Source organism: Pararcticibacter amylolyticus (assembly GCF_003130405.1).
GTDB classification, from domain to species: Bacteria; Bacteroidota; Bacteroidia; order Sphingobacteriales; family Sphingobacteriaceae; genus Arcticibacter; species Arcticibacter amylolyticus.
Window position 1 is genome coordinate 135,009 of record NZ_QEAS01000010.1, and the last position, 20,023, is coordinate 155,031.

General features: G+C 45.7%; 15 protein-coding genes. 2 read left to right on the forward strand and 13 right to left on the reverse strand.

Annotated elements, in window-relative coordinates; all coding sequences use genetic code 11:
* Positions 1 to 30: 30 nt before the first annotated feature.
* From ccsA to nrfH, 4 genes are read right to left on the reverse strand one after another with little or no spacing between them, the layout of a single operon-like run.
* A complete protein-coding gene (gene ccsA / locus DDR33_RS13290; RefSeq protein ID WP_109416284.1) occupies positions 31 to 3,150 on the reverse strand; it encodes a cytochrome c biogenesis protein in 3,120 nt (1,039 codons plus the stop codon).
* A 4-nt stretch (positions 3,151 to 3,154) separates the two neighbouring features.
* Positions 3,155 to 4,474, reverse strand: a complete 1,320-nt coding sequence (locus DDR33_RS13295; protein ID WP_109416285.1) for an alginate export family protein — start codon at positions 4,472 to 4,474, stop codon at positions 3,155 to 3,157.
* Between the two features lie 28 nt (positions 4,475 to 4,502).
* Positions 4,503 to 5,990 carry an ammonia-forming cytochrome c nitrite reductase gene (nrfA, locus tag DDR33_RS13300; protein ID WP_109416286.1) on the reverse strand — a complete coding sequence of 496 codons (1,488 nt, stop codon included), beginning with the start codon at positions 5,988 to 5,990 and terminating at the stop codon, positions 4,503 to 4,505.
* Between the two features lie 4 nt (positions 5,991 to 5,994).
* On the reverse strand, positions 5,995 to 6,645 hold the full coding sequence (gene nrfH / locus DDR33_RS13305; protein ID WP_109416287.1) for a cytochrome c nitrite reductase small subunit: 651 nt from the start codon (positions 6,643 to 6,645) through the stop codon (positions 5,995 to 5,997).
* A gap of 223 nt (positions 6,646 to 6,868) precedes the next feature.
* On the opposite strand from nrfH, the gene DDR33_RS13310 reads away from it, so the two are divergent.
* Positions 6,869 to 7,660: a TIGR00266 family protein gene (locus DDR33_RS13310; protein WP_109416288.1), complete on the forward strand. Its 792-nt coding sequence runs from the start codon at positions 6,869 to 6,871 to the stop codon at positions 7,658 to 7,660.
* Between the two features lie 145 nt (positions 7,661 to 7,805).
* Positions 7,806 to 8,267, forward strand: a complete 462-nt coding sequence (locus DDR33_RS13315) for a type I restriction enzyme HsdR N-terminal domain-containing protein (RefSeq protein ID WP_109416289.1) — start codon at positions 7,806 to 7,808, stop codon at positions 8,265 to 8,267.
* On the opposite strand, the gene DDR33_RS13320 is transcribed toward DDR33_RS13315, so the two are convergent.
* From DDR33_RS13320 to DDR33_RS13360, 9 genes are all read right to left on the reverse strand, one after another.
* Positions 8,268 to 8,924, reverse strand: coding sequence for a hypothetical protein (locus DDR33_RS13320; protein WP_109416290.1), 657 nt, complete (start codon positions 8,922 to 8,924; stop codon positions 8,268 to 8,270).
* A gap of 35 nt (positions 8,925 to 8,959) precedes the next feature.
* A complete protein-coding gene (locus DDR33_RS13325) occupies positions 8,960 to 9,604 on the reverse strand; it encodes a hypothetical protein (RefSeq protein ID WP_109416291.1) in 645 nt (214 codons plus the stop codon).
* Positions 9,605 to 12,241, reverse strand: a complete 2,637-nt coding sequence (locus DDR33_RS13330) for a valine--tRNA ligase (protein ID WP_109416292.1) — start codon at positions 12,239 to 12,241, stop codon at positions 9,605 to 9,607.
* A gap of 160 nt (positions 12,242 to 12,401) precedes the next feature.
* Complete coding sequence (murI, locus tag DDR33_RS13335; protein WP_109416293.1) at positions 12,402 to 13,229, reverse strand: glutamate racemase; 828 nt, start codon at positions 13,227 to 13,229, stop codon at positions 12,402 to 12,404.
* The gene (locus tag DDR33_RS13340; protein WP_109416294.1) at positions 13,226 to 13,621 is read right to left on the reverse strand and encodes a DUF1634 domain-containing protein; all 396 of its coding nucleotides are present in this window, start codon (positions 13,619 to 13,621) and stop codon (positions 13,226 to 13,228) included. Before DDR33_RS13340 ends, murI begins: the two co-directional genes overlap by 4 nt.
* On the reverse strand, positions 13,618 to 14,454 hold the full coding sequence (locus tag DDR33_RS13345) for a sulfite exporter TauE/SafE family protein (RefSeq protein ID WP_109416295.1): 837 nt from the start codon (positions 14,452 to 14,454) through the stop codon (positions 13,618 to 13,620). The genes DDR33_RS13340 and DDR33_RS13345 overlap by 4 nt, the downstream gene beginning before the upstream one ends.
* Positions 14,455 to 14,522: 68 nt before the next feature.
* A complete protein-coding gene (locus DDR33_RS13350; RefSeq protein ID WP_109416296.1) occupies positions 14,523 to 17,660 on the reverse strand; it encodes an efflux RND transporter permease subunit in 3,138 nt (1,045 codons plus the stop codon).
* A gap of 16 nt (positions 17,661 to 17,676) precedes the next feature.
* Positions 17,677 to 18,774, reverse strand: a complete 1,098-nt coding sequence (locus DDR33_RS13355) for an efflux RND transporter periplasmic adaptor subunit (RefSeq protein WP_109416297.1) — start codon at positions 18,772 to 18,774, stop codon at positions 17,677 to 17,679.
* A 24-nt stretch (positions 18,775 to 18,798) separates the two neighbouring features.
* Positions 18,799 to 20,023, reverse strand: a 1,225-nt coding sequence (locus DDR33_RS13360; RefSeq protein WP_109416298.1) for a TolC family protein, incomplete at its 5' end; no start/stop codon positions are given.

Sequence of the window (20,023 nt, forward strand, 5' to 3'; positions counted from 1 at the left end):
GTTTATATTTACCGGGTAACAATCACAGCCTCATACCACCAGCCTTTCTTTATCCTTTTTCTCCAGCCTCCTGTATCTTAGTATTACGATGGCCGATATTGCCAGTAATACAGCAACCACCCAGTATACCCATACCGGTACAGGTACCGGGTCTCCGGCGGCGTAAGAATGTAACCCAGACAAATAATAATTTACGCCGAATGAAGTCATGATGATAGAAGAAAATGCCCAGAGAGAGGCAAGATTATAAACCAGCGCATTTTTTAAAACCGGAATGAGGCGCAGGTGGAGCACGAACGCATATACGACTACCGAAATAAGGGCCCAGGTTTCCTTAGGATCCCATGCCCAGTAACGCCCCCAGCTCTCGTTAGCCCAAACGCCGCCAAGGAAAGTACCAATTGCAAGAAGAAACAAGCCGATAGTGATGGCCATCTCGTTTACAATACTCAATTCCTGGATGCTGAGCCACCATTTTGTGCCTGGTGCAATGGGTTTAAAGATCAGCAGCAATATAGTCAGAAGAGCGATGATCGCTGCCAGCGCGAGAGGCGCATAGGAACTGACTATAATCGCTACATGGATCTTTAGCCAGTACGAATGCAGCACCGGCATAAGGTTGGTAATTTCGGGATTAAGCCAGTCCAGAAAACCAACAAACAGCAGAGTCCCCGAAAACAGCAGTCCCAGTGGTATCGTAAACCTTGATTTACCGGAAAAAAGAAGACCAAATAAAAGGATTCCCCAGGCAACGAAAACCAGCATTTCAAAACCATCAGACCAGGGTGGATGCTTAGCGATATACCATCTTAGCCCAAGGTGGAAAGTGAACACCAGAAGCCCCAGCCAGCTCAGGACTTTTCCAGTGATCCAGGCTCTTTCAAGATGCTTAGATTCTTTGAATAATAACGTGATCGCCAGCACCAGCTGAATGGCGCCAAGAAGCCAGAAAATTCCGAACAGCCGGTTTCCCAGGTTCAGTTTATTATACAAAATCTCTCCCTTGATCAGACTTTCTGAAGGATACACTTTACTGCCTGCTTTTTTCTGGAATAAATGGATATAGTCAAGCGTTTCATCAGCCTGCTTCCAGTCACCTGTTTCCATTCCCTTCTGCAACCCTGCCAGATACAGAGAAGTGATATTTTCAACAAAGCGCGCATCATCTTCGGCGAAGCCCTTCTGAGATTCCTGACTGGTAAACCATGTATTGTTTTTATCCTGCTTATTGGGAAAGATCCGGAGAAAATCGCCGGTTAATAATGCATAAAAAATATTAAAGCGTTCGTCTGTTTTCAGCAGTTCCTTATGCCCCTCATTTCGTTCTGCAGGCTTCAGTTTATTGGCTTCTTCAACGAGATCATGCAGAAGATAATCACCGTCTTTATTCACAAAGTCGCGAAAACTGAGTCTTTCAGAAGGTTTTTTCTGCAAGGCGAGAAAGGCGAGATGAGATTTTTCCTTATCAATCCTGATGACAGGTAAACGGCTGAATAACACCGGGTCTATCTGTACAGCCAGAAGAAACTGTTCGGAAGATAGCCTTACGTTACCTGAATCTGCCGGCAGCTCAACATAAGATCGTCCGCTGATCTTGCGAATAATTTCATTTGCGAGTGTATTAAGCGGCTTCATACGGCCATCCAGGTCCTGTACAATCAATTTACCATACTCCGCAGCCTTTTCCCGGGGAACTACCGGAATCTTAAGTGGTGCCTGAGCCATGACAGAACCCAGTAAGCTAAAGAAAACAATAAAGGCAAGAGCTGCCTTCCGGCGCACGGAACTAAGTTTTTTATTCAGCAGACTGAACCTGCTTCCTTTAGCGAAGAATGTGAATATCATTCCCACCGCCAGTAAGGTATAACCGAGGTACGTCAGGTACGTTCCGGGCCTGTCTCTGTTTATCGATAATACTGTGCCCTTTTCATCCGTATCATACGATGACTGATAAAAGCGGAAGCCCCTGTAATCCAAAACATTGTTCATGAACACACGATACGGGAATACGGTAGCCCCGTCCATCACTTTCAGTTCACTGGCGTAGCTCTCGGGACTTTGGCTTCCCGGATAGCGCACCAGCTGAAAATCATCCAGAAAAAGTGAAAAAGGCAGGGTTTCAGCCCTCGGCCCGTACGTAACCGCAAATTCTTTTCCGTTGTAGGTAAAGGGATGCCAGGCCGGCTTCATAGTTACCATCCTAATATAAGCCTCTGAAACAGCACTCCCCTGATCGTCAGCGATCTTTAACTTCACCACATCGGGCAGATTTTTTGCCAGCTTCTCATCCTTTTCCGGCCGGTACTTTAACCCGGACTTTTCGTGAACTGCTTTCACGAGAAATGCACCTCCCTCCCATTGATAGAGAGACCGCAACTTCAGAGGCCTTAATTCACCGGCATGAAGCATATCGATTTTCTGCGACGCCATTTCCATGGACTGCAGATGCACGGAACTGTTGATCATCCAGGTACTATCCTTTTTAAAAATCTTCACAGGTGCCTTTGTCTCCGCACTGGTTCCGAGCAAAAGATTGCCCATTGATAATGATTGCCCCGCCTTTATCAGATGATCTTCCCGTCCCTCTCCAAGAGCCACTGCCAGATCAAGATACGTATCTTTTCCAGTGGTAATTTCCTCTCTCGCCCCCTTTACATATTCTTCGAATGTCACGCTGAACGAGTTGCTTTCCCATTCTGCATGATATGTTTCGGATTTAAAATTATGATGGATAAGCGTGACCGGTATATCAAAACGCTTAGCCTGCGCCCCGTGCTGCCTGAACTGCAGGTAACGGCTATTGGTATAAAACACGTTTTCTTTTTCTCCCTCACGTATATGGATCACTCCCTCTTCGCTGAGGTAGCGGGTCACGCCTGCACCCAGGATTATCATGACGAAGGCGACATGAAACAGGCCTACCGGCCACCGGTTTGCGTGGAACAACTTATACTGCCTGATATGTGCCAGGAAATTCACCGAAAGCCAGAGCATGATCAGCTCAAACCACCATGCCTCATACACCAGTGCCCTCGCTACAGCTGTACCATGATCATTTTCAATGAAAGTTGCTACCGCGCATGAGACAGCAAAAGCAATAAGTAAAACAAGAGAAATACGGGTAGAAAAAATAAATTTTGAATAAGACATGAAGCTAGAGTAAAACACCAATGAATTTATTCTTCATAGTGGGCCTGAAAATCAACATCACATAGGCCCAATTCTGCCCCTTCTTCAGTGTCCCATTATTTTGGATCGTTTCAAAAGTGTCTGAATGAAAAAATTGGCTGTATCCCCCTTGCAGGGAAATCGCCTGGTTAAAAATATACCCTGCACTAAGGTCAAGCTCTGTGCCCAGATGACGTTTCATCCGTTCGCCCGTTGAATTATACGCATTCGCCTGCGAGAAAAAGCCATGCCCATCCAGCTGCGTAAAGAACCTCGAATTGAAATCAAGTCTCGCCTTAACGAAATAGTCCTGTAAACCTACACTGTTTTCGTGAGCACCGCCCACGTAAAACAAGTCCATATATCCATTATGTGCATGATTCGTTCCATACAAAGGAGAGAACGAGCGGTTCACAGAAGCCGTATTATTGCCGGAAGTTCCGCTGAGTATCTCAGCTCCTCCTGCAATACGAAGCGTCCTGGAAACGGCACTGTCAATGTTCAATTGCTGTGTAATCAGGGCACTCGCGTCGTATGCCCTCATTTTACGCCCCTGCGGGTCCTTTCCCAGCTGATAATAATAAAAACCCGATAACAACGTGTTTCTGACCTTGTATTTCAAAGTTGGAAGTCCGATTGTCTGCCGGTAATAGGTATGCTTTTCAGCCACTGCACCGGAAGCATCGTTCCTGGTAAATTGTCTGCCATCGTTCCACAGCAGCAATGAATATTCAAACGGCCCGGCTGTATTACCTAACCGTGCGAACTGTGCTGCTTTGTACTGATTAGCCACAGTAAATACATTTCCGCTAAGCTTCTGACCGTCCTGGTTAAACCCTCCGCCTAACTGAAAGTTAAGTTTGTCTTTTTCATATTTTACCTGGATAAAATCGTGGGAACGTCCCTGCAGTGCCCAGTCGAGGTTTCCCAGAAAGCGGGCGTTATCAAAGTTTAGTTCCTGGCGCCCAATCCTGATCTTCCAGTTGTTTCCCAAACCGGTTTCCAGCCATGCCTCATACAGCGATAAAAAGTCGTCACTGATTTTAGCCTGAGAGGTGCTTCCCCAGGTACGGATGTCCTGAACACTTGCATAAAAGGTAAAAGCATCCTGCTTATACCCCGCCTGCAACCTCAGCCGGTGTGCTACAAATGCAGCAGGGTCTGCATCTTTACTGATCAGCTTTCCATAGCCATTCCTGAATTCTGCACGGGGTATGAACTGTCCATCGATATTAAACTGGGAATAAGCGGGGGAGATATAGCAAGCAAAGACAAATACCCAGCCAGCGTATAAAGACTTCCTCATACGGTTTTCAGATTTTAAGATACCCGTGTTAATTAAGCATATTTACCTTCATTTTCGACTCACGGGCTTTACCTTCTTTCAACCACTGAGGTACCACCTTCTCAAGGAATTCTGCCTTTTCCATCTTCTCTTTCTCCAGGTTCACACCAATATAAGCCTGGAGCTCTGACTTACTGCTCAGATTTGGCATTTTTACCGGCTTATTATGCCCCAGGGATGCCAGCACCCTTGCCAGTTCTACCCTTACATCCTGGATAATTGTTAATCCGGAAGCAAGTATGCGGCTCGACTCAAGAGGAGCATGAAACCCTGCGCCATGAGATGCTGCAATATAATCCCAGCGCCACTGGGCATGCCTGATACCCTTTAGGATATTCGTCATTTGTGCCTCCTTTGCCCCCAGTTTCCATGCCTGTTCTGCCTCCAGATGAGCCATTGCTACATGACGCTGAAGCTGGGAAATACTCTGTTTTACTTTGGTCTGGCGCTCGTACACATCGTTGACAAGGTCGGAAACCTTTTCCCGGTGACATACAAAGCACGAGTTCTCCACATTGGCAAGTGGCGAACCTATATGATGATCCGTAAATTTCTGTCCACCCTCCGTCCCGTAAGGCATGTGGCAATCTGCACATGATACTCCGCGTTTCGCATGGATGCCGAACGAATAGATCTCATAATCGGGGTGCTGAGCCTTCAGCATCTTTGCCTTACTGAGGGGATGAACCCAGTCGGCAAAATCAATCTTGTCATAGTATGCTTCCATCGCCTCTACGCTCTGCCCATCCTTCCATGGGAAAGTAACATATTGTGCTTTTGGCGCTCCGGGTCTTTTTTTATCGAAGTAATATTCCACATGACACTGCGCACAAACCAGCGAGCGCATCTCCTGGTGAGAAGCCTTGTTTATATCCTTCCCCATTGCCTGAAAAGCCTCTACCAATGCCGGCCGGGTAATCGTAAGATTCATAGTTTTGGGGTCATGGCAATCAGCACACCCGATCGGGTTAATAATCTGACTGCCGAAGTCTGAGAGCTTGTGACTGTAAAACTCCGTTACGCCAAGTTCTTTCATGAGCCTGGGAACATCCGGACTTTTACATGTCCAGCAGGTGCTGGGCATCACCCCTGCCCCCGGCTCTTTAGGAGCTCCTATGCGTACAGACGCCAGTACATCACGGACGGCATGGTTATGCCCTCGGGGCTGATTATATCCCTTACTGAAAGCATACCCGGCCCATAGGATAATAGTTTCAGGGTTTTCTTCCAATGCATCCCTGAAACCGCTGGTATTGTATTTACTTTTAAAAGAGGTGTCCTGAGTCTTCTGGTATGATTGATATTGCCTGGGGTAGTTCATTCCCCAAAGGGTGTCCCGCGGTTCAATTCCTTCTATCTGTACTTTAGGATGATACGCAAATCTCGCTTCTGCTCTCCTGTCCATGATGGAATAGACCAGCATGGACAAAAGGAACACAATAACTACTGTAGCAATAAAAAGGATCCAGTTCTTCATGATATTATTTCTTTTGGGCGTCTTTTTGTTTTTCTTCGTTCATTGATTCTTTCAGCCAATCAGGGACGACAGTCATTTCCGAGGTTCTGTATATTCTGATGGGTTCTATTTGTAAGCCGACTGAGGAAAGGCCTTTTACCTTTCCATGAGGCACATCACGGTGGCATTCCCAGCAGGTCCGGTCTGTTCTTTTTCCAAAGTGGTCATCTACAAACCCGGCCATTTTCGCGTCTGTTACCTGGTCCTGATGACATCTGATACAATTATCCTGAATGACTTCCAGTGAAGCATGCTTCGCCTTGATCACCTGTGGTTCAGCACGAAGCGTAAAAATTGACGCGTGATACAAGCCATCTTTAGCCTTAAAATAATATTTGCTGAAAACATTGTTATGAGGCACGTGACAGTCATTACAATGGGCTACCTCCCGGTGTGAACTGTGGTTCCAGGTAATATACTGAGGATTCATCAGGTGGCAATTCACACAAGCCTGGGGATCGTCAGACAGGTAGGAAGCTGCATTACTTAAACGCAGTACATAAAAACCCAGACCGATAAAAGCGCCAACAGCAACTATAGCGTATTTTCTCCACCGATGCGGCGGGATTAAGTTATGCTTAAATAGAAAGCGTTTAAGTTTCCTGAATTTAGCCATAAATTGGTTTTACCATACTTGCCTGCAACATTATAAGCGTATCTTATGATGTTATACGGCTAATAACAAGCCATCTCGCCCGATCCCTCCGATGACATTCAACAAACAAAACATAACAAAGTTTACAGATTATTGACACTTTCTACTATTTAGAATAGTTCTTCACACTTCATTTTTTCAGAAGGAAAATGTAATTTTCAGAAGTGATAATAATCTAAGCAGTATGATAAGCAACCATGAAATAGATTACCGCATTTTCGGAGAAGAAATGCAATATGTAGAAGTAGAGCTCGATCCAAACGAAACAGCAGTAGCAGAGCCCGGTGCCTTTATGATGATGGATGACGGAATCCAAATGCAAACCATCTTCGGAGACGGCAGCCAGCAGACAGGTGGGATCTTAGGAAAGCTCTTCAGTGCAGGAAAGCGGCTTCTGACAGGGGAGAACCTGTTTATGACTGCATTCACGAATGTCGGCTATGGAAAGAAAAGCGTGAGCTTCGCATCTCCTTATCCCGGCAAGATCATTCCGCTTGATCTTTATCACCTGGGAGGTCGTGTAATATGCCAGAAAGATGCATTTTTATGTGCAGCGAAAGGTGTGAGTGTAAGCATTGAATTTCAACGTAAACTTGGAACTGGTTTGTTCGGAGGAGAAGGATTCATTATGCAAAAGCTTGAAGGCGACGGAATGGCCTTCATGCATGCAGGCGGCCATGTCCTTGAAAAGCAACTACAACCGGGAGAACTGTTAAAAGTAGATACGGGCTGCCTAGTTGGATTCACCCATGGCGTAGATTATGACATTCAGTTTGTCGGCGGTATCCGGAATACCATCTTTGGCGGAGAAGGAGTTTTCTTTGCCACCCTGCGCGGCCCGGGCAAGGTATGGATCCAAACGTTACCAGTAAGCAGACTGGCTGCCAGGATCCTTCAGTATGGAACAGGCCCCAGGAAAGAAGAAGGCAGTATCTTAGGGGGCTTGGGGAATCTCCTGGATGGCGACGGACGTTAAGACCTAATGTTCCCCTAACTCAATAAAAATCCAGGGTCATCTTTTAAAACACCTTATTTAAAAGATGACCCTGATAATAGCAAACCCTTAAACTGTCATACAAGGACTACCGGACAACTCAGCTTTTTTTCCGATTTTTGCACGGATGTTTGAGCCGGTACAATTGAATCTACCTCCCTATCCGTTCAGGATAAAGCATGATGCAGGAGTTCATTATATTTTTGATGACATAAGAAAAAAATACTTGGTATTAACCCCTGAAGAGTGGGTCAGACAACATTTTGTGCAGTTCATGATAGCACAAAAGGGATATCCAAAATCTCTTATCAGGCTGGAAGGGGGATTAAAACTGAATACCCTTCAGAAACGTACCGATATTGTTGCTTTCAACTCGAAGGGAGAAAAAGTGTTGATGATTGAATGTAAAGCGCCGTCAATCCCGATCACCCAGAAAGTCTTTGATCAGATTGCCCGGTATAATATTGTTCACCGGATCCCCCTTCTCGCCGTCAGCAATGGGCTGTGTCATTACTATTGCAAAGTAGATTTTGAGAGAAAAAGCTACCAGTTTCTGGAAGCCTTGCCGGAATACCTGAAGGACTTATAACTACAGATTTCTTACCCTGATCTTTTCAAGGCTTGCCTGGTACTTTTTAAATACCGGATCGGCAGAGCTTATCTTCATATCACCCATGACAGTTTTTACATCTTCGGTGTGTAAACTGTCAGGCAAAGCGAATACCCCACCAAAACAAGGGATCTCGCCAGCAAGCTTTCCTTTGTTAAAATCAACGAAAGTACCACCATAATCCCATCCAAAGCCATATAAAGAGACCGGCGTATCTCCGTTAAGTTTCACGATATCATTCAGGGACGTCCCGATCTTTATCCCGTTAACAAAATGATAGGGCGACGAGGGGCGGGATATTTCCAAAAACTCAATATTAGTATAGGGGGCCTGGTTTTCTTTCCAGTGAACCACGATTTCCCTATCACTCCCCTTCCATAGCGTTGTGACAAAGCCGTCAAAATCCCCTTCAAGGAAAAGGGAATCCATTGATACATTTTCCTTACCCGCTTTTTCCTCAAGAGAAGTCAGATCATTATCCAGCTCTATCCCGCCTATACCCCAGCAAGTTATTTCATCTTCACCCTCCTGGTTATCTGCGATAGAAAAGATCTTTCCTCCCGTTTTCTTATGTTTATCGGAACTATTACAGGCCAGAAAGAATACCGCCAGGAAAAGCAAAAGAGCGTTACGCATAAGCTTGCATTTGTATATAAATAAATTGCGGCGTTCTATTGTTTTGCAGTTACCCGAAAACTTCCGAGCATCACCTCCATTTTCTTAACAATATTATCTGACGATTCTACCACTTTCTTTTTCTTGAACGCATCAAATGCATCCTTATAGATGTTCGACTGACTTACCCATTCAAGTCTTCCTTCAAGACAAGGGTTGCCTTTTGAGATATCCCCATTATTAAAACTGGTGATCAGTCCATTATCTTCATCCGTATAGAAATTGTTAAAGGTAAGAGGCATGTGACCGTTTCGCCTCACAAGATCAGGTAAAGACAACCCAACCCTGATACTATCGCCGGTCATATAAGGTGCATCAGAGGCACCGGTCTCAATATATTTTATTTTATTGAATGGCCTGGACCTTTCCTTAAAATAAATATTTATCTGTTTCGGTTTCCCCTCCCACAAACTCAGATACTTTCCTGAGATATTATTCTCATGTTCAACGAGCGCTTTTTTGCCAAACTTTTTCTCCAGGTCAGCATAGCTGTCGCTCACTTTCACTTCTCCTATACCATCACAGGAAACAAGGACTTTAGGATCAACTTCGTTTTTTTCAGCAACCTTCTCCTGTTTAACAGAAGGTTGCTGACAGGCCATAAGGCATAACAGGAAGGCAGACAGAATTATTTTTCTCATTTATTTTAACATTTTAAGGCTTTCTTCAAGGATAGTGATCTTTGCTTCGGCATCGGCCTGTTTCTTCCGTTCATTTTCAACAATCTCAGGCTTAGCATTTTGTACAAACCTTTCATTCGAAAGTTTTATGGTAACAGATTTAAGAAATCCGTGCAGGTACTCAAGTTCTTTTGTAATCCGTTCACGTTCCGCCTCCGCATCAATATTCCCTTCCAGGCTTACAAAAAACTCATCACGGCCGGCAATGAAGCTGGATGCTCCGCTCACTTTATCGTTGGAGAATGTCACGTCACTTACGTTGGCAAGCTTATTAATAATTCCAAGATAGTCGTCGTACTTTATCGGCGAATTAGATTTAATGACCAAAGGCAGGGACTCTTTCGGAGAGATCTGTTTACTGTTCCGGATATTTCTTATCTCCGAGATCACTTGTTTTACGATCTCCATTTCTCCCAAAAGCACAGCATCTGCCTCTCCTGCAACCGGATAAGGAGCAACGATGCAGCAATCCATTTCCTCTCTTTTCCCAAACACTTCATCATGCCAGAGCTCTTCCGTCAGGAAAGGCATGACAGGGTGAAGAAGCTTGAGTATCCTTTCGAAGAAGCCTTTCGTGGCGTCAAAAGTTGCCTGATCGATAGGCTGCTGATAAGCCGGCTTGATCATTTCCAGGTACCAGGAGCAGAAATCATCCCATACCAGTTTGTATACCGACATCAGAGCCTCCGACAAACGATACTGCTGGTAATCGTTTTCTATACTGGTCAAAGCCTCATTAAACCTGCATTCAAACCATTTAACAGAGGCTTCATTACATGCTTCGGTCACAAGCTCAGGATCAACAGTCCAGCCCTTTACCAGGCGAAATGCATTCCAGATCTTATTGGCAAAGTTTCTTCCCTGCTCACAATATGACTCGTCGAACATCAGATCATTGCCCGCTGGGGAACACAAAAGCATCCCTACACGGACACCATCTGCTCCAAATTTGCTGATCAGTTCTATTGGGTCAGGGGAATTTCCCAGGGACTTTGACATCTTTCTGCCAATTTTATCTCTCACTATCCCTGTGAGATATACATTCTTAAAGGGGGCAGTTCCCCGGAATTCGTGACCTGCCATGATCATCCGTGCAACCCAGAAGAAAAGGATTTCGGGAGCGGTAACAAGATCGTTGGTAGGATAATAATAGTTAATATCAGCATTCCCTTTTTGTTCAGGATGGCCGCAGACAGAAGGATCAAACACCGACATCGGCCACAACCATGAAGAGAACCAGGTATCTACCACATCCTCGTCCTGGGTGATCTCTGTAAAGTTCTTTCCTGCATTTCTGAATTCAATTGCAGCCTCTTCCCTGTCCTTCGCCACAACCCATTCCCCTTTTTCATTATACCATGCAGGAATCCTTTGTCCCCACCACAATTGACGGCTGATACACCAGTCTTTCACATTCTCCATCCAATGGCGGTAGGTATTAATGAACTTATCGGGGATAAGCTTTACGTCTCCCTCTAATACATACTGAAGGGCCGGCTTTGCCATCTCCTCCATCTTTACAAACCATTGCAGCGATAACTTCGGTTCTATCGCTGCATCTGTGCGTTCTGAAAAGCCTATCTGAGATTTATAATCCTCTACTTTTTCAAGCTGGCCTGCGTCTTCAAGTAAGCGTGCGATCTTCTTCCGGGCAGAGAAACGCTCTTCACCGATCAGGATCTCCGCCTTCTCATTCAGAGAACCATCGTCATTGAGAATATCGATCACAGGCAGGTTGTGCTTCAATCCCAGTTCATAGTCGTTGAGATCATGCGCCGGAGTTACCTTTAAGCACCCGGTACCGAAATCCATCTCTACATACTCATCCTCAATAACCGGAATTTCACGGTTAATAAGCGGCACAAGGACTTTCTTCCCTTTCAGGTAGTGATACCGCTCATCGTTCGGATTAATACATACGGCGGTATCTGCCATTATTGTCTCAGGCCTGGTAGTGGCAATAACAATATGACCATCCCCTTCTGCTATTTTATATTTTATGTAATATAATTTCTGGTTTACCTCTTTCCTGATCACTTCTTCATCCGAAACAGCAGTCATCCCTTTCGGATCCCAGTTTACCATTCGGACGCCCCGGTAGATCAGCCCTTTTTTATAAAGGTGAATAAAGGTATCTCTCACAGCCACCGAAAGGTCTTCATCCATCGTAAAACGGGTACGGTCCCAGTCGCACGAGGCCCCCAGTTTCTCAAGCTGCTTCAGAATAATACCGCCGTATTTCTCCTTCCAGTCCCAGGCATGTTTCAGAAAACCTTCTCTCGTAAGGTCTTTCTTCTCAATACCCTGCTCTTTAAGCATAGCCACAACCTTGGCTTCCGTGGCGATGGAGGCATGATCCGTGCCGGGTACCCAGCAGGCATTTTTCCCCTGCATTCTCGCCCTTCTCACCAATACATCCTGAATAGTGTTATTAAGCATATGTCCCATGTGAAGCACACCGGTGACGTTCGGAGGAGGAATCACGATGGTATACGGCTCGCGCCCGTCGGGTTCCGAATGGAAAAACTTCTTATTCAGCCAGTAGCTGTACCACTTATCCTCTGCTTCTTTAGGATTATATGTTTTGGAAATACTCATATTTTCTGGATGTATCAAATGATCAGCAAACTTAGATAAATTGCCCCTATGTGCCAAATACTGATACCAGCTTTATGTACGCAAACAAAACGCAACGGTATCTCTTTTATTACACTATCGGATTAAGGTTATGTCAGATTAGTTAAAAGAGTACTCTGTATTACATTTCTACATGCTCTGACCGGATGGCATGCCCCAGAAACACGGCAGCCTTTTCTTCAAAATTAAGGCAGGATTCTGTCGTAAGGAACCGTGTAGTGCCTCCCTCTGAACAAAAGGTTTCTATCTCGGGATGGCGGAACAGGTAATCCTTTAAACTATCAGCAACAAGCCCTCCCTGCGAAATGATACGGATATGCGAAGGAAGATATTTTTGAATCTTATTGATCAGCAGCGGATAATGCGTACAGGCGAGAACAATGGTATCTATATCCTGACATTTTCCAAGAAGGCTATCCAGGTTCTTCCGGATGAAATAATCGGCGCCCGGCGATTCAGCCTCGTTATTCTCTACCAGAGGGACCCACATGGGACATGCTTCCTGAAACACCTCTACGTCAGGAAAGAATTTGGCAATTTCAAGTACGTAGGATTCTGAAGAAACCGTGCCCGGAGTAGCAAGAATACCGACTTTTCGTGTCTGCGTATACTCTCCGACAACTTCCGCAGTGGGCCGGATTACACCCAGAACCCGCCTGAGTTCGTCTAACCGGGGCAGATCATTTTGCTGTATGCTGCGCAAAGCTTTAGCCGACGCCGTGTTACAGGCCAGGATAACCAGCCGGCATCCCATTCCAAACAACTGGTTGACACATTCAAGCGTATAATGATACACGGTTTCAAAAGAACGTGTACCATAAGGCACTCGCGCATTATCACCCAGATAAATATAATCATACTGGGGTAAGAGAGCAGAAATCTCTTTAAAGACCGTAAGTCCGCCGTAACCCGAATCAAAGATCCCTATGGGCGCCCTTTCCTGTATCATCCTCCAAGTCCTCCTACCATTCCGAAAACAATAATGCCAAGCACGATCAGCGTGATCACAACGTAAAGATAGTCTTTCTCTATAGCGAAGGCGATAGCAGAAAAGAAAATGCGCACGATGGGTGTGGCCAGCAGGATCACAACGCCCAGTTGTATAATCGCAGCACCGCTAAAAGACATGACTCCCTCCAGGATACCCGGAAAATGCCTGAGGTTCTCCGGCGCCCCTCTGAACACTTTGTAATCCGGAACTTCTGCACCATGCCGGGTCAGATAAACCACACCTCCTATAAAAGCAACGATACTGGCGGTAACCACTCCTGTCCTGAGAAGTTTTCCTACCAGCGCAGCCACATCCCTGTCGGTACTGAAAGAATTGAAAAAATTTCTCATAATTTACCGGTCAAACCATTATAAATCATTTCCAGGGCCAGAAAAGTAATAATTACACTAAACAGGAGCCTCAGTCTCTTTGTACTGGCACCTACCAGGATCTTAGATCCCGTAAAAGCTCCGCCTAACACCCCGATAACAACCGGCATGGCAAGGGCCGGGTCAATATATCCTCTTTGCAGATACACAACAGCACTGGCAGCCGCCGTTACTCCAATCATAAAATTGCTAGTCGTGGTACTTACCTTAAACGGAATCCTCATCACCGTATCCATGGCCAGCACCTTCAGGGCCCCCGAGCCTATTCCCAGCAGTCCGGAAATAATCCCTGCAAGGGTCATCAGTGAATATCCGCCCAGCACTCTTTGTACTTTATACTCAACTATTCCTTCTTTCGAGGGATAACTGCTGTTTAATTTCAGTTTCCTGGCCAGCATGCTTCGTTCCACTGTTTCTGCCTCCTCATGCTTCTTCCTCAGCGACATCGCAGCAGAAAATAAAAGGACTGTACCAAATAAAATAGCAACAACGTGGGTTGCGGTGTATACCGCAATCACAGCACCAATAATTGCACCGGTTGTAGTGGCAATTTCCAGAAACATTCCGATCCTGATGTTGGTGATCCCTTCTTTAATATAAGCAGCTGCCGAACCGGACGACGTGGCAATAGACGCCACCAGTGCACAACCAATCGCATACCGGATATCGACATGAAAGATCAGGGTGAGAAGGGGAATAAGTACCACACCTCCTCCCAGGCCGGTCAACGAACCAAGTAAACCGGCGGCGTATGCTCCTACAAGCAAGATGAGGGTAAATAATAATACAGACATATCAGGCAGCTGCAAACTTAGAGAAAAACTTTAAGAAATAAGGCCCCTTGCCGGGGCCTTATTTAAGGTTAACCATTCACCGCACCCAGTTTCCTGAGCAGGTTCCGGTTCTCTCTTCTATGTAGCAACTTATAGAAAATACTGTAAATAACGGGCAGAATAAGGAGTGTAAGGATCGTGGATGTGACAAGCCCCCCTATTACGACGATGGCAAGGGGCTTCTGAGTCTCCGAGCCGACTCCCGTAGATACCGCTGCAGGAATTAATCCGATAGCAGCCATAAGGGCGGTCATCACCACCGGCCTCACACGTGATATTACCCCCTTGAATATGGCTTCATCAAGCGGCATGTGCTCCATGAGGTTCTTTCTGAAGACCGAAATCAGGATAACCCCATTCTGGATACAGACGCCAAACAGCGCTATAAAGCCGATGCCCGCAGAAATGCTGAAATTCATCCCGGTTATATGCAGGGCCAGGATACCGCCGATGAGTGCAAACGGCACGTTCAGGATCACCAGCATGGCGTCCTTCACATTGTTAAACGTCACGAACAGGATCAGGAAAATGACCAGCAAACAAACCGGAACTACACGAGCGAGGGTATTGGAAGCACGTATCTGGTTCTCAAACTGGCCGTTCCAGGTGAACGAGTATCCCTGGTCGAGCTTCACGGCCCCATTTACTTTTTTCTGAGCCTCGGCGATCGTACTTCCAAGATCTCTTTCTCTTACAGAAAACTTAACCGCTATATACCGGGTATTGTTATCCCTATAAATAAATGCCGGCCCTGTAAGTTTCTTGATCTCCGAAATCTCCTTTATAGCCACACGTCCTCCTTTGAGGGTAGGAACCATCAGGTTCTCGATCTTTTCCTGGGCGTCTCTGAACGGCTGCTGATAACGAACCATAATATCGAAACGCCTCTCTCCCTGATACAGCTGGGAAGCAGCTTTCCCCCCAATAGCCATTTCAATAACAGAATTTGCATCGGCAGTACTGACTCCATACATCGCCATCTTACGCTGATCGAGCTCTATCCTGAACTCAGGCTGTCCCAGGTTCCGCAACACTCCCAGGTCTTCAATGCCCCTTACTTTTTTGAGCACGGCCATTACAGCGTCTGCTTTTTTGTCGAGAACATCAAAGTCAGGACCAAAAATCTTTACCGCCATGGAGGCATTTACCCCCGCAACCGCTTCATCCACATTATCCCTTATAGGCTGCGAGTAGTTATAAACAATCCCGGGCAGCTTCTTAAGCTGTCCATCCATTTGATCAATCAGTTCGTCTTCAGACAAGCCCTTTCTCCATTGGTCTTTTTTCTTAAGATCAACCTGGATCTGCACGTTATAAAAACCTTTCGGATCCGTCCCATCGTTGGTTCGTCCCACCTGGGCAAGTGTTTGCTTTACTTCAGGGAACTTATCCAGGATCTGCATCATTTTCTGGTTGATGTTTTCGGCCTGCGAAAGTGAAATACTCATAGGAAGTTCGGCCTCTACCCATAAAGCGCCCTCATTAAGATCCGGCAGGAACTCTGTACCAAGGAACTTTGCAGAAACAAATGTGAGCACCATAAAACTAAATGCCAGCAGCAGGCTGAACTTCTGATTATGGTAGGTGAAGGAAAACAGCCTGGTTACCCCATTCTCGAAGAAAAGAACAATTCTGTTATGCTTCTCCCTGACATTCTTGCTCAAAAGGATACTCGACAGGGCTGGAACGAGCGTAAGGGTAAACAGCAATGCTCCCAGCAATGCAAAACCAAGCGTATACGCCAGAGGTGAAAACATTTTTCCCTCTACCTTCTGGAATGAAAAGATCGGGATCAGACATGTGATGATGATGAGCTTGGAAAAGAAAATAGCCTTTCCCATTTCCGTCCCCACATTTTTAAAAAGCCCCATCTTGGCCAGCCCGTTAAACTTCTCCATTCCAACCTCCTTAGCACGGTGATCAAGTGCCACGAATAGCCCTTCCACCATTACCACCGCACCATCAATAATAATCCCGAAGTCGACTGCCCCCATCGAAAGCAGGTTGGCACTCATTCCTTTCATCCTCATACAGATGAAGGCGAAAAGAAGCGAAAGAGGAATAATGATTGCTACTGTGACCGTAGTACGCCAATCGGCCATAAACAGGAACACGATCACTGTCACCAGTATAATCCCTTCCAGGAGGTTGTGAATGACAGTTTCTGTACAGAAGTCCATCAGGTCGGTACGATCGTAAAAAGTATTAATTTTCACCCCTTTAGGAAGGATAGACGTATTCAGCTCCTGCACTTTATCCCTGATCCTGTTTAGCACCTCTGCCGGGTTCTCTCCCTTTCGCATCACAATGATCCCTTCCACTACATCCTTTTCGTTATCACGGCTTACCTGTCCCAGCCGCGGAAGGCCGCTTTCGTGGATGGTGGCTATATCTTTAGCAAGAATAGGCACATCGTTCACGTTTTTAATGATGATATTCTCAATACCTTCTATATTATTGATCACCCCGATACCCCTGACCACATAAGCCTGATCGTTCTTGTTAATGACGTCCCCTCCCACATTAATATTAGAGCGGTTAATAGCGTTATAAACATCCAGGGAACTTAATCCGTATTTCTGAAGCAGTGCAGGATTGACGCTAACCTCGTAAGTCTTTTCCTCGCCGCCGAAACTGTTCACATCCGCCACACCCGGCACCGACTTAAACTGCCGGTCGAGTATCCAGTCCTGTATTGCCGTGAGTTCGTGAACAGACTTCGTTTTACTTTCCAGCGTATACCGGTAGATCTCTCCGGTTGGCCCATATGGAGGCTCTACCTCGGGTTTCACACCTTCAGGCAGATCTGCATTGGCCAGCCGGCTGAGCACCTGCTGTCGGGCGAAAGCGTCGTCTACATCATCGTCAAATATGATCCTGATATAAGAAAGCCCAAAAGCGGAAGTGGTACGCAGATTAGCCTTTTTCTGTACAGAATTAAGTACCGTCTCCATCGGGATGGTAATAAACTTCTCTATTTCTTCCGCACTCCTTCCCGGCCATTGGGCGATAATAATGATCTGCGTATTCGTAACGTCAGGAAACGTTTCAATCGGGGTATTGCTGTAACTCCAGACACCGAGAACCGCGAGTATCCCGGTCAGGAAAAACACCAGATACCGGTGTCTTAAAGAAAAATGTATGATATTTTTAATAACCTTGTTCATGTTACTTCCCCCTCTTTTATTCAGACAATGCGTTATAGAGCAGGATCTGATTTTTAGAAATCACACGTTCACCAGGTTTTAGTCCAGATCCTATATAAGTGATGTTTCCGACAGACTTGATCACATTGATCTCCCGGATATGCAGATCGCACTGACCATTATACACAATCACGTAGTTCTTGCTGCTGTCAAAAATGACCGCATCAGAAGGTATAGCAACAGAACTGGAAGGCTCGTTGTTGGTAATCAGAACATTGGTAAACATTTCCGGTTTAAGCAACAGTCCAGGATTAGGCAGAACGACCTTAACCTTCATTACCTTATTCTCAGGATCCAGCACAGAACTCACTTCATCCACCTTCCCTTCAAACTCTTTACCAGGATAAGCCAGAGTAGTTACTTTGGCAGCATATCCCGTTTTCACTTTTGCAATATCACTCTCAAAAACATTTGCCCATACCCACACATCCTTCATATCAGAAATGGTGAACAGGCTTGCACCATTGTCCTGGCGTATATAACTTCCGGCGCTGATATTTTTCTCTACAACAAAGCCACTTTCCGGGGCTTTTATGATATACGTACCATTTGCGCCAGTACTCCCGCGGCCGTTGATAGCAATCTGCTCCCTGATCTTCCGGGTTGCCGAGAGCGCCTTGTTGTAATTTTCTTTAGCTTCCGTATAATCCCGTTCACTCGAAATGCCGTTCTTGTACAGATATTCCGCCTGCTGAAGCTGTCGCTTTGCCACTGCCAGATCCGACCGGGTAGTTTCCAGGTCTGTATAATTTCCCGCGACATCCGCACTTCTGATCACAGCAAGAGTCTGCCCGCGGGCCACCTTGTCGCCAAGCGAAACTCTCACCTCCATCACCTGCCCGCTGGCAAAAGGGAACACTTTCACAACGCGGTTGTCATTAAAAGATACCTCACCCGACAAACTCAGTTCATCTTTCACATTTGCAATCTTTACCGTATCAATTTTAATAAGCTTTGAAAGGGAATCACTGACACAAACCTTGCTTTTCGCCTGTGAATCTTCGCTTTTCTTTTCTTTACATGCCGATATAAGGAATATACCGGCGATAACCAGGGTGATTATTTGTCTCTTCATTTTTTATATATGGTACTGTACTGACTAAGGATTTACAACTGTTGAGCCAGCTGCATAATTGAGTTCCGCAGCTGCCTTTTGCAGGTTATATTGTTGTTCTATTATTTTAAGGCGGGTGTCTTTATACGAATCGAAGAAATCAACAAATTCGATCAGGCTTATCTGGCGCTGCTGGTAACTCTTCAGCATTGCCTTAAACAGCTGGTCGTAATTCCTGTAAAAATCTGCCGGTTGTTCTGCAAGCATCTGAGCTGAAAGATTATAATGCCCTACAGCTTCCACCACACTGTTTTTCAATTCAGCTTCGGTATTTTTAAGCGACGCTTCCCCGCTCTTTATATCAAACCTGGCAGCTTTAATATTTCCCTGGTTCCTGTTGAAAAGAGGAATGGGAAGTCCGATCTGTAATCCGAAATAATGAGGAGCGTAGCTGTTTATCCGGTCGTAGACGATTCCCGCCGAAACATCCGGTATTGCGAGTGATTTCTGATAAGCCAGGTTATCTTTTGCCCGTTGTTCATCCAGCGCACTCATCATATAGTCGGCCCGTTGTGTCAAAGCTTTCGCAATCAGGCTGTCGGTTTGCGGCAAAACATTGGGATGTATTTCCTCTTCCCGTGGCACAATAAACGAATGGGGATCAACGGCGAGAAGAGTTTTAAGTTCAGTTTCAAGGGACAGCAGTTGCTGATTATTTGCGGTAAGCTCTGCCTGAAGTCCAAAAAGCAGGGCTTTTATCCTGACTGCCTCCTTAAAGGAGGTATTCCCGCTTTTATACGACTTTTGCTCTGCATCTGCGAGTGTATTCAGGGCAGCAATTTCGGTATTGTACAACTGGCTTTGCGCATTCAGGCGGGTGGCTTCGCTGAAGTCTATACGGAGGTTATACCTCAGATTACGCATCAGGTCCTCGAAGCTTGCCTGTTGAATTTTTGCATCATCCTTTGCAAGCTGTACCTCCTTCCCTCTTTTGCCCGCGGTTTTAAACACCTGGCTCAGCACCAGATATACCTGCCCGTTGCCGTTTTCGTGATTGAAGAATTTATGGGTATTATCATAAAGATTCTGTTCGGTGTTAAGCGTTGGATTGTCCCATAACGCAGCCTGTCGTACCAGCGCATCTGCAGCGTTTACATTGTACTTCTGAGCGATAAGACTGAGATTATTTTGGAGGAACAGCTTCTCAGCTTCACCGAAACTCAATTTCAATGAGTCGGTTTGGGCAGAGGCCTTGTTTGACTGATTTAGA

Coding starts and splice junctions, on each gene's coding strand:
- DDR33_RS13320 (WP_109416290.1), bottom strand. CDS start 8,924: ATGCGTAACGCTCTTTTGCTTTTCCTGGCGGTATTCTTTCTGGCCTGT.
- nrfH (WP_109416287.1), bottom strand. CDS start 6,645: ATGGCTAAATTCAGGAAACTTAAACGCTTTCTATTTAAGCATAACTTA.
- murI (WP_109416293.1), bottom strand. CDS start 13,229: ATGATACAGGAAAGGGCGCCCATAGGGATCTTTGATTCGGGTTACGGC.
- DDR33_RS13350 (WP_109416296.1), bottom strand. CDS start 17,660: ATGAACAAGGTTATTAAAAATATCATACATTTTTCTTTAAGACACCGG.
- DDR33_RS13315 (WP_109416289.1), top strand. CDS start 7,806: ATGTTTGAGCCGGTACAATTGAATCTACCTCCCTATCCGTTCAGGATA.
- DDR33_RS13295 (WP_109416285.1), bottom strand. CDS start 4,474: ATGAGGAAGTCTTTATACGCTGGCTGGGTATTTGTCTTTGCTTGCTAT.
- DDR33_RS13355 (WP_109416297.1), bottom strand. CDS start 18,774: ATGAAGAGACAAATAATCACCCTGGTTATCGCCGGTATATTCCTTATA.
- DDR33_RS13345 (WP_109416295.1), bottom strand. CDS start 14,454: ATGTCTGTATTATTATTTACCCTCATCTTGCTTGTAGGAGCATACGCC.
- nrfA (WP_109416286.1), bottom strand. CDS start 5,990: ATGAAGAACTGGATCCTTTTTATTGCTACAGTAGTTATTGTGTTCCTT.
- DDR33_RS13310 (WP_109416288.1), top strand. CDS start 6,869: ATGATAAGCAACCATGAAATAGATTACCGCATTTTCGGAGAAGAAATG.
- ccsA (WP_109416284.1), bottom strand. CDS start 3,150: ATGTCTTATTCAAAATTTATTTTTTCTACCCGTATTTCTCTTGTTTTA.
- DDR33_RS13330 (WP_109416292.1), bottom strand. CDS start 12,241: ATGAGTATTTCCAAAACATATAATCCTAAAGAAGCAGAGGATAAGTGG.
- DDR33_RS13325 (WP_109416291.1), bottom strand. CDS start 9,604: ATGAGAAAAATAATTCTGTCTGCCTTCCTGTTATGCCTTATGGCCTGT.
- DDR33_RS13340 (WP_109416294.1), bottom strand. CDS start 13,621: ATGAGAAATTTTTTCAATTCTTTCAGTACCGACAGGGATGTGGCTGCG.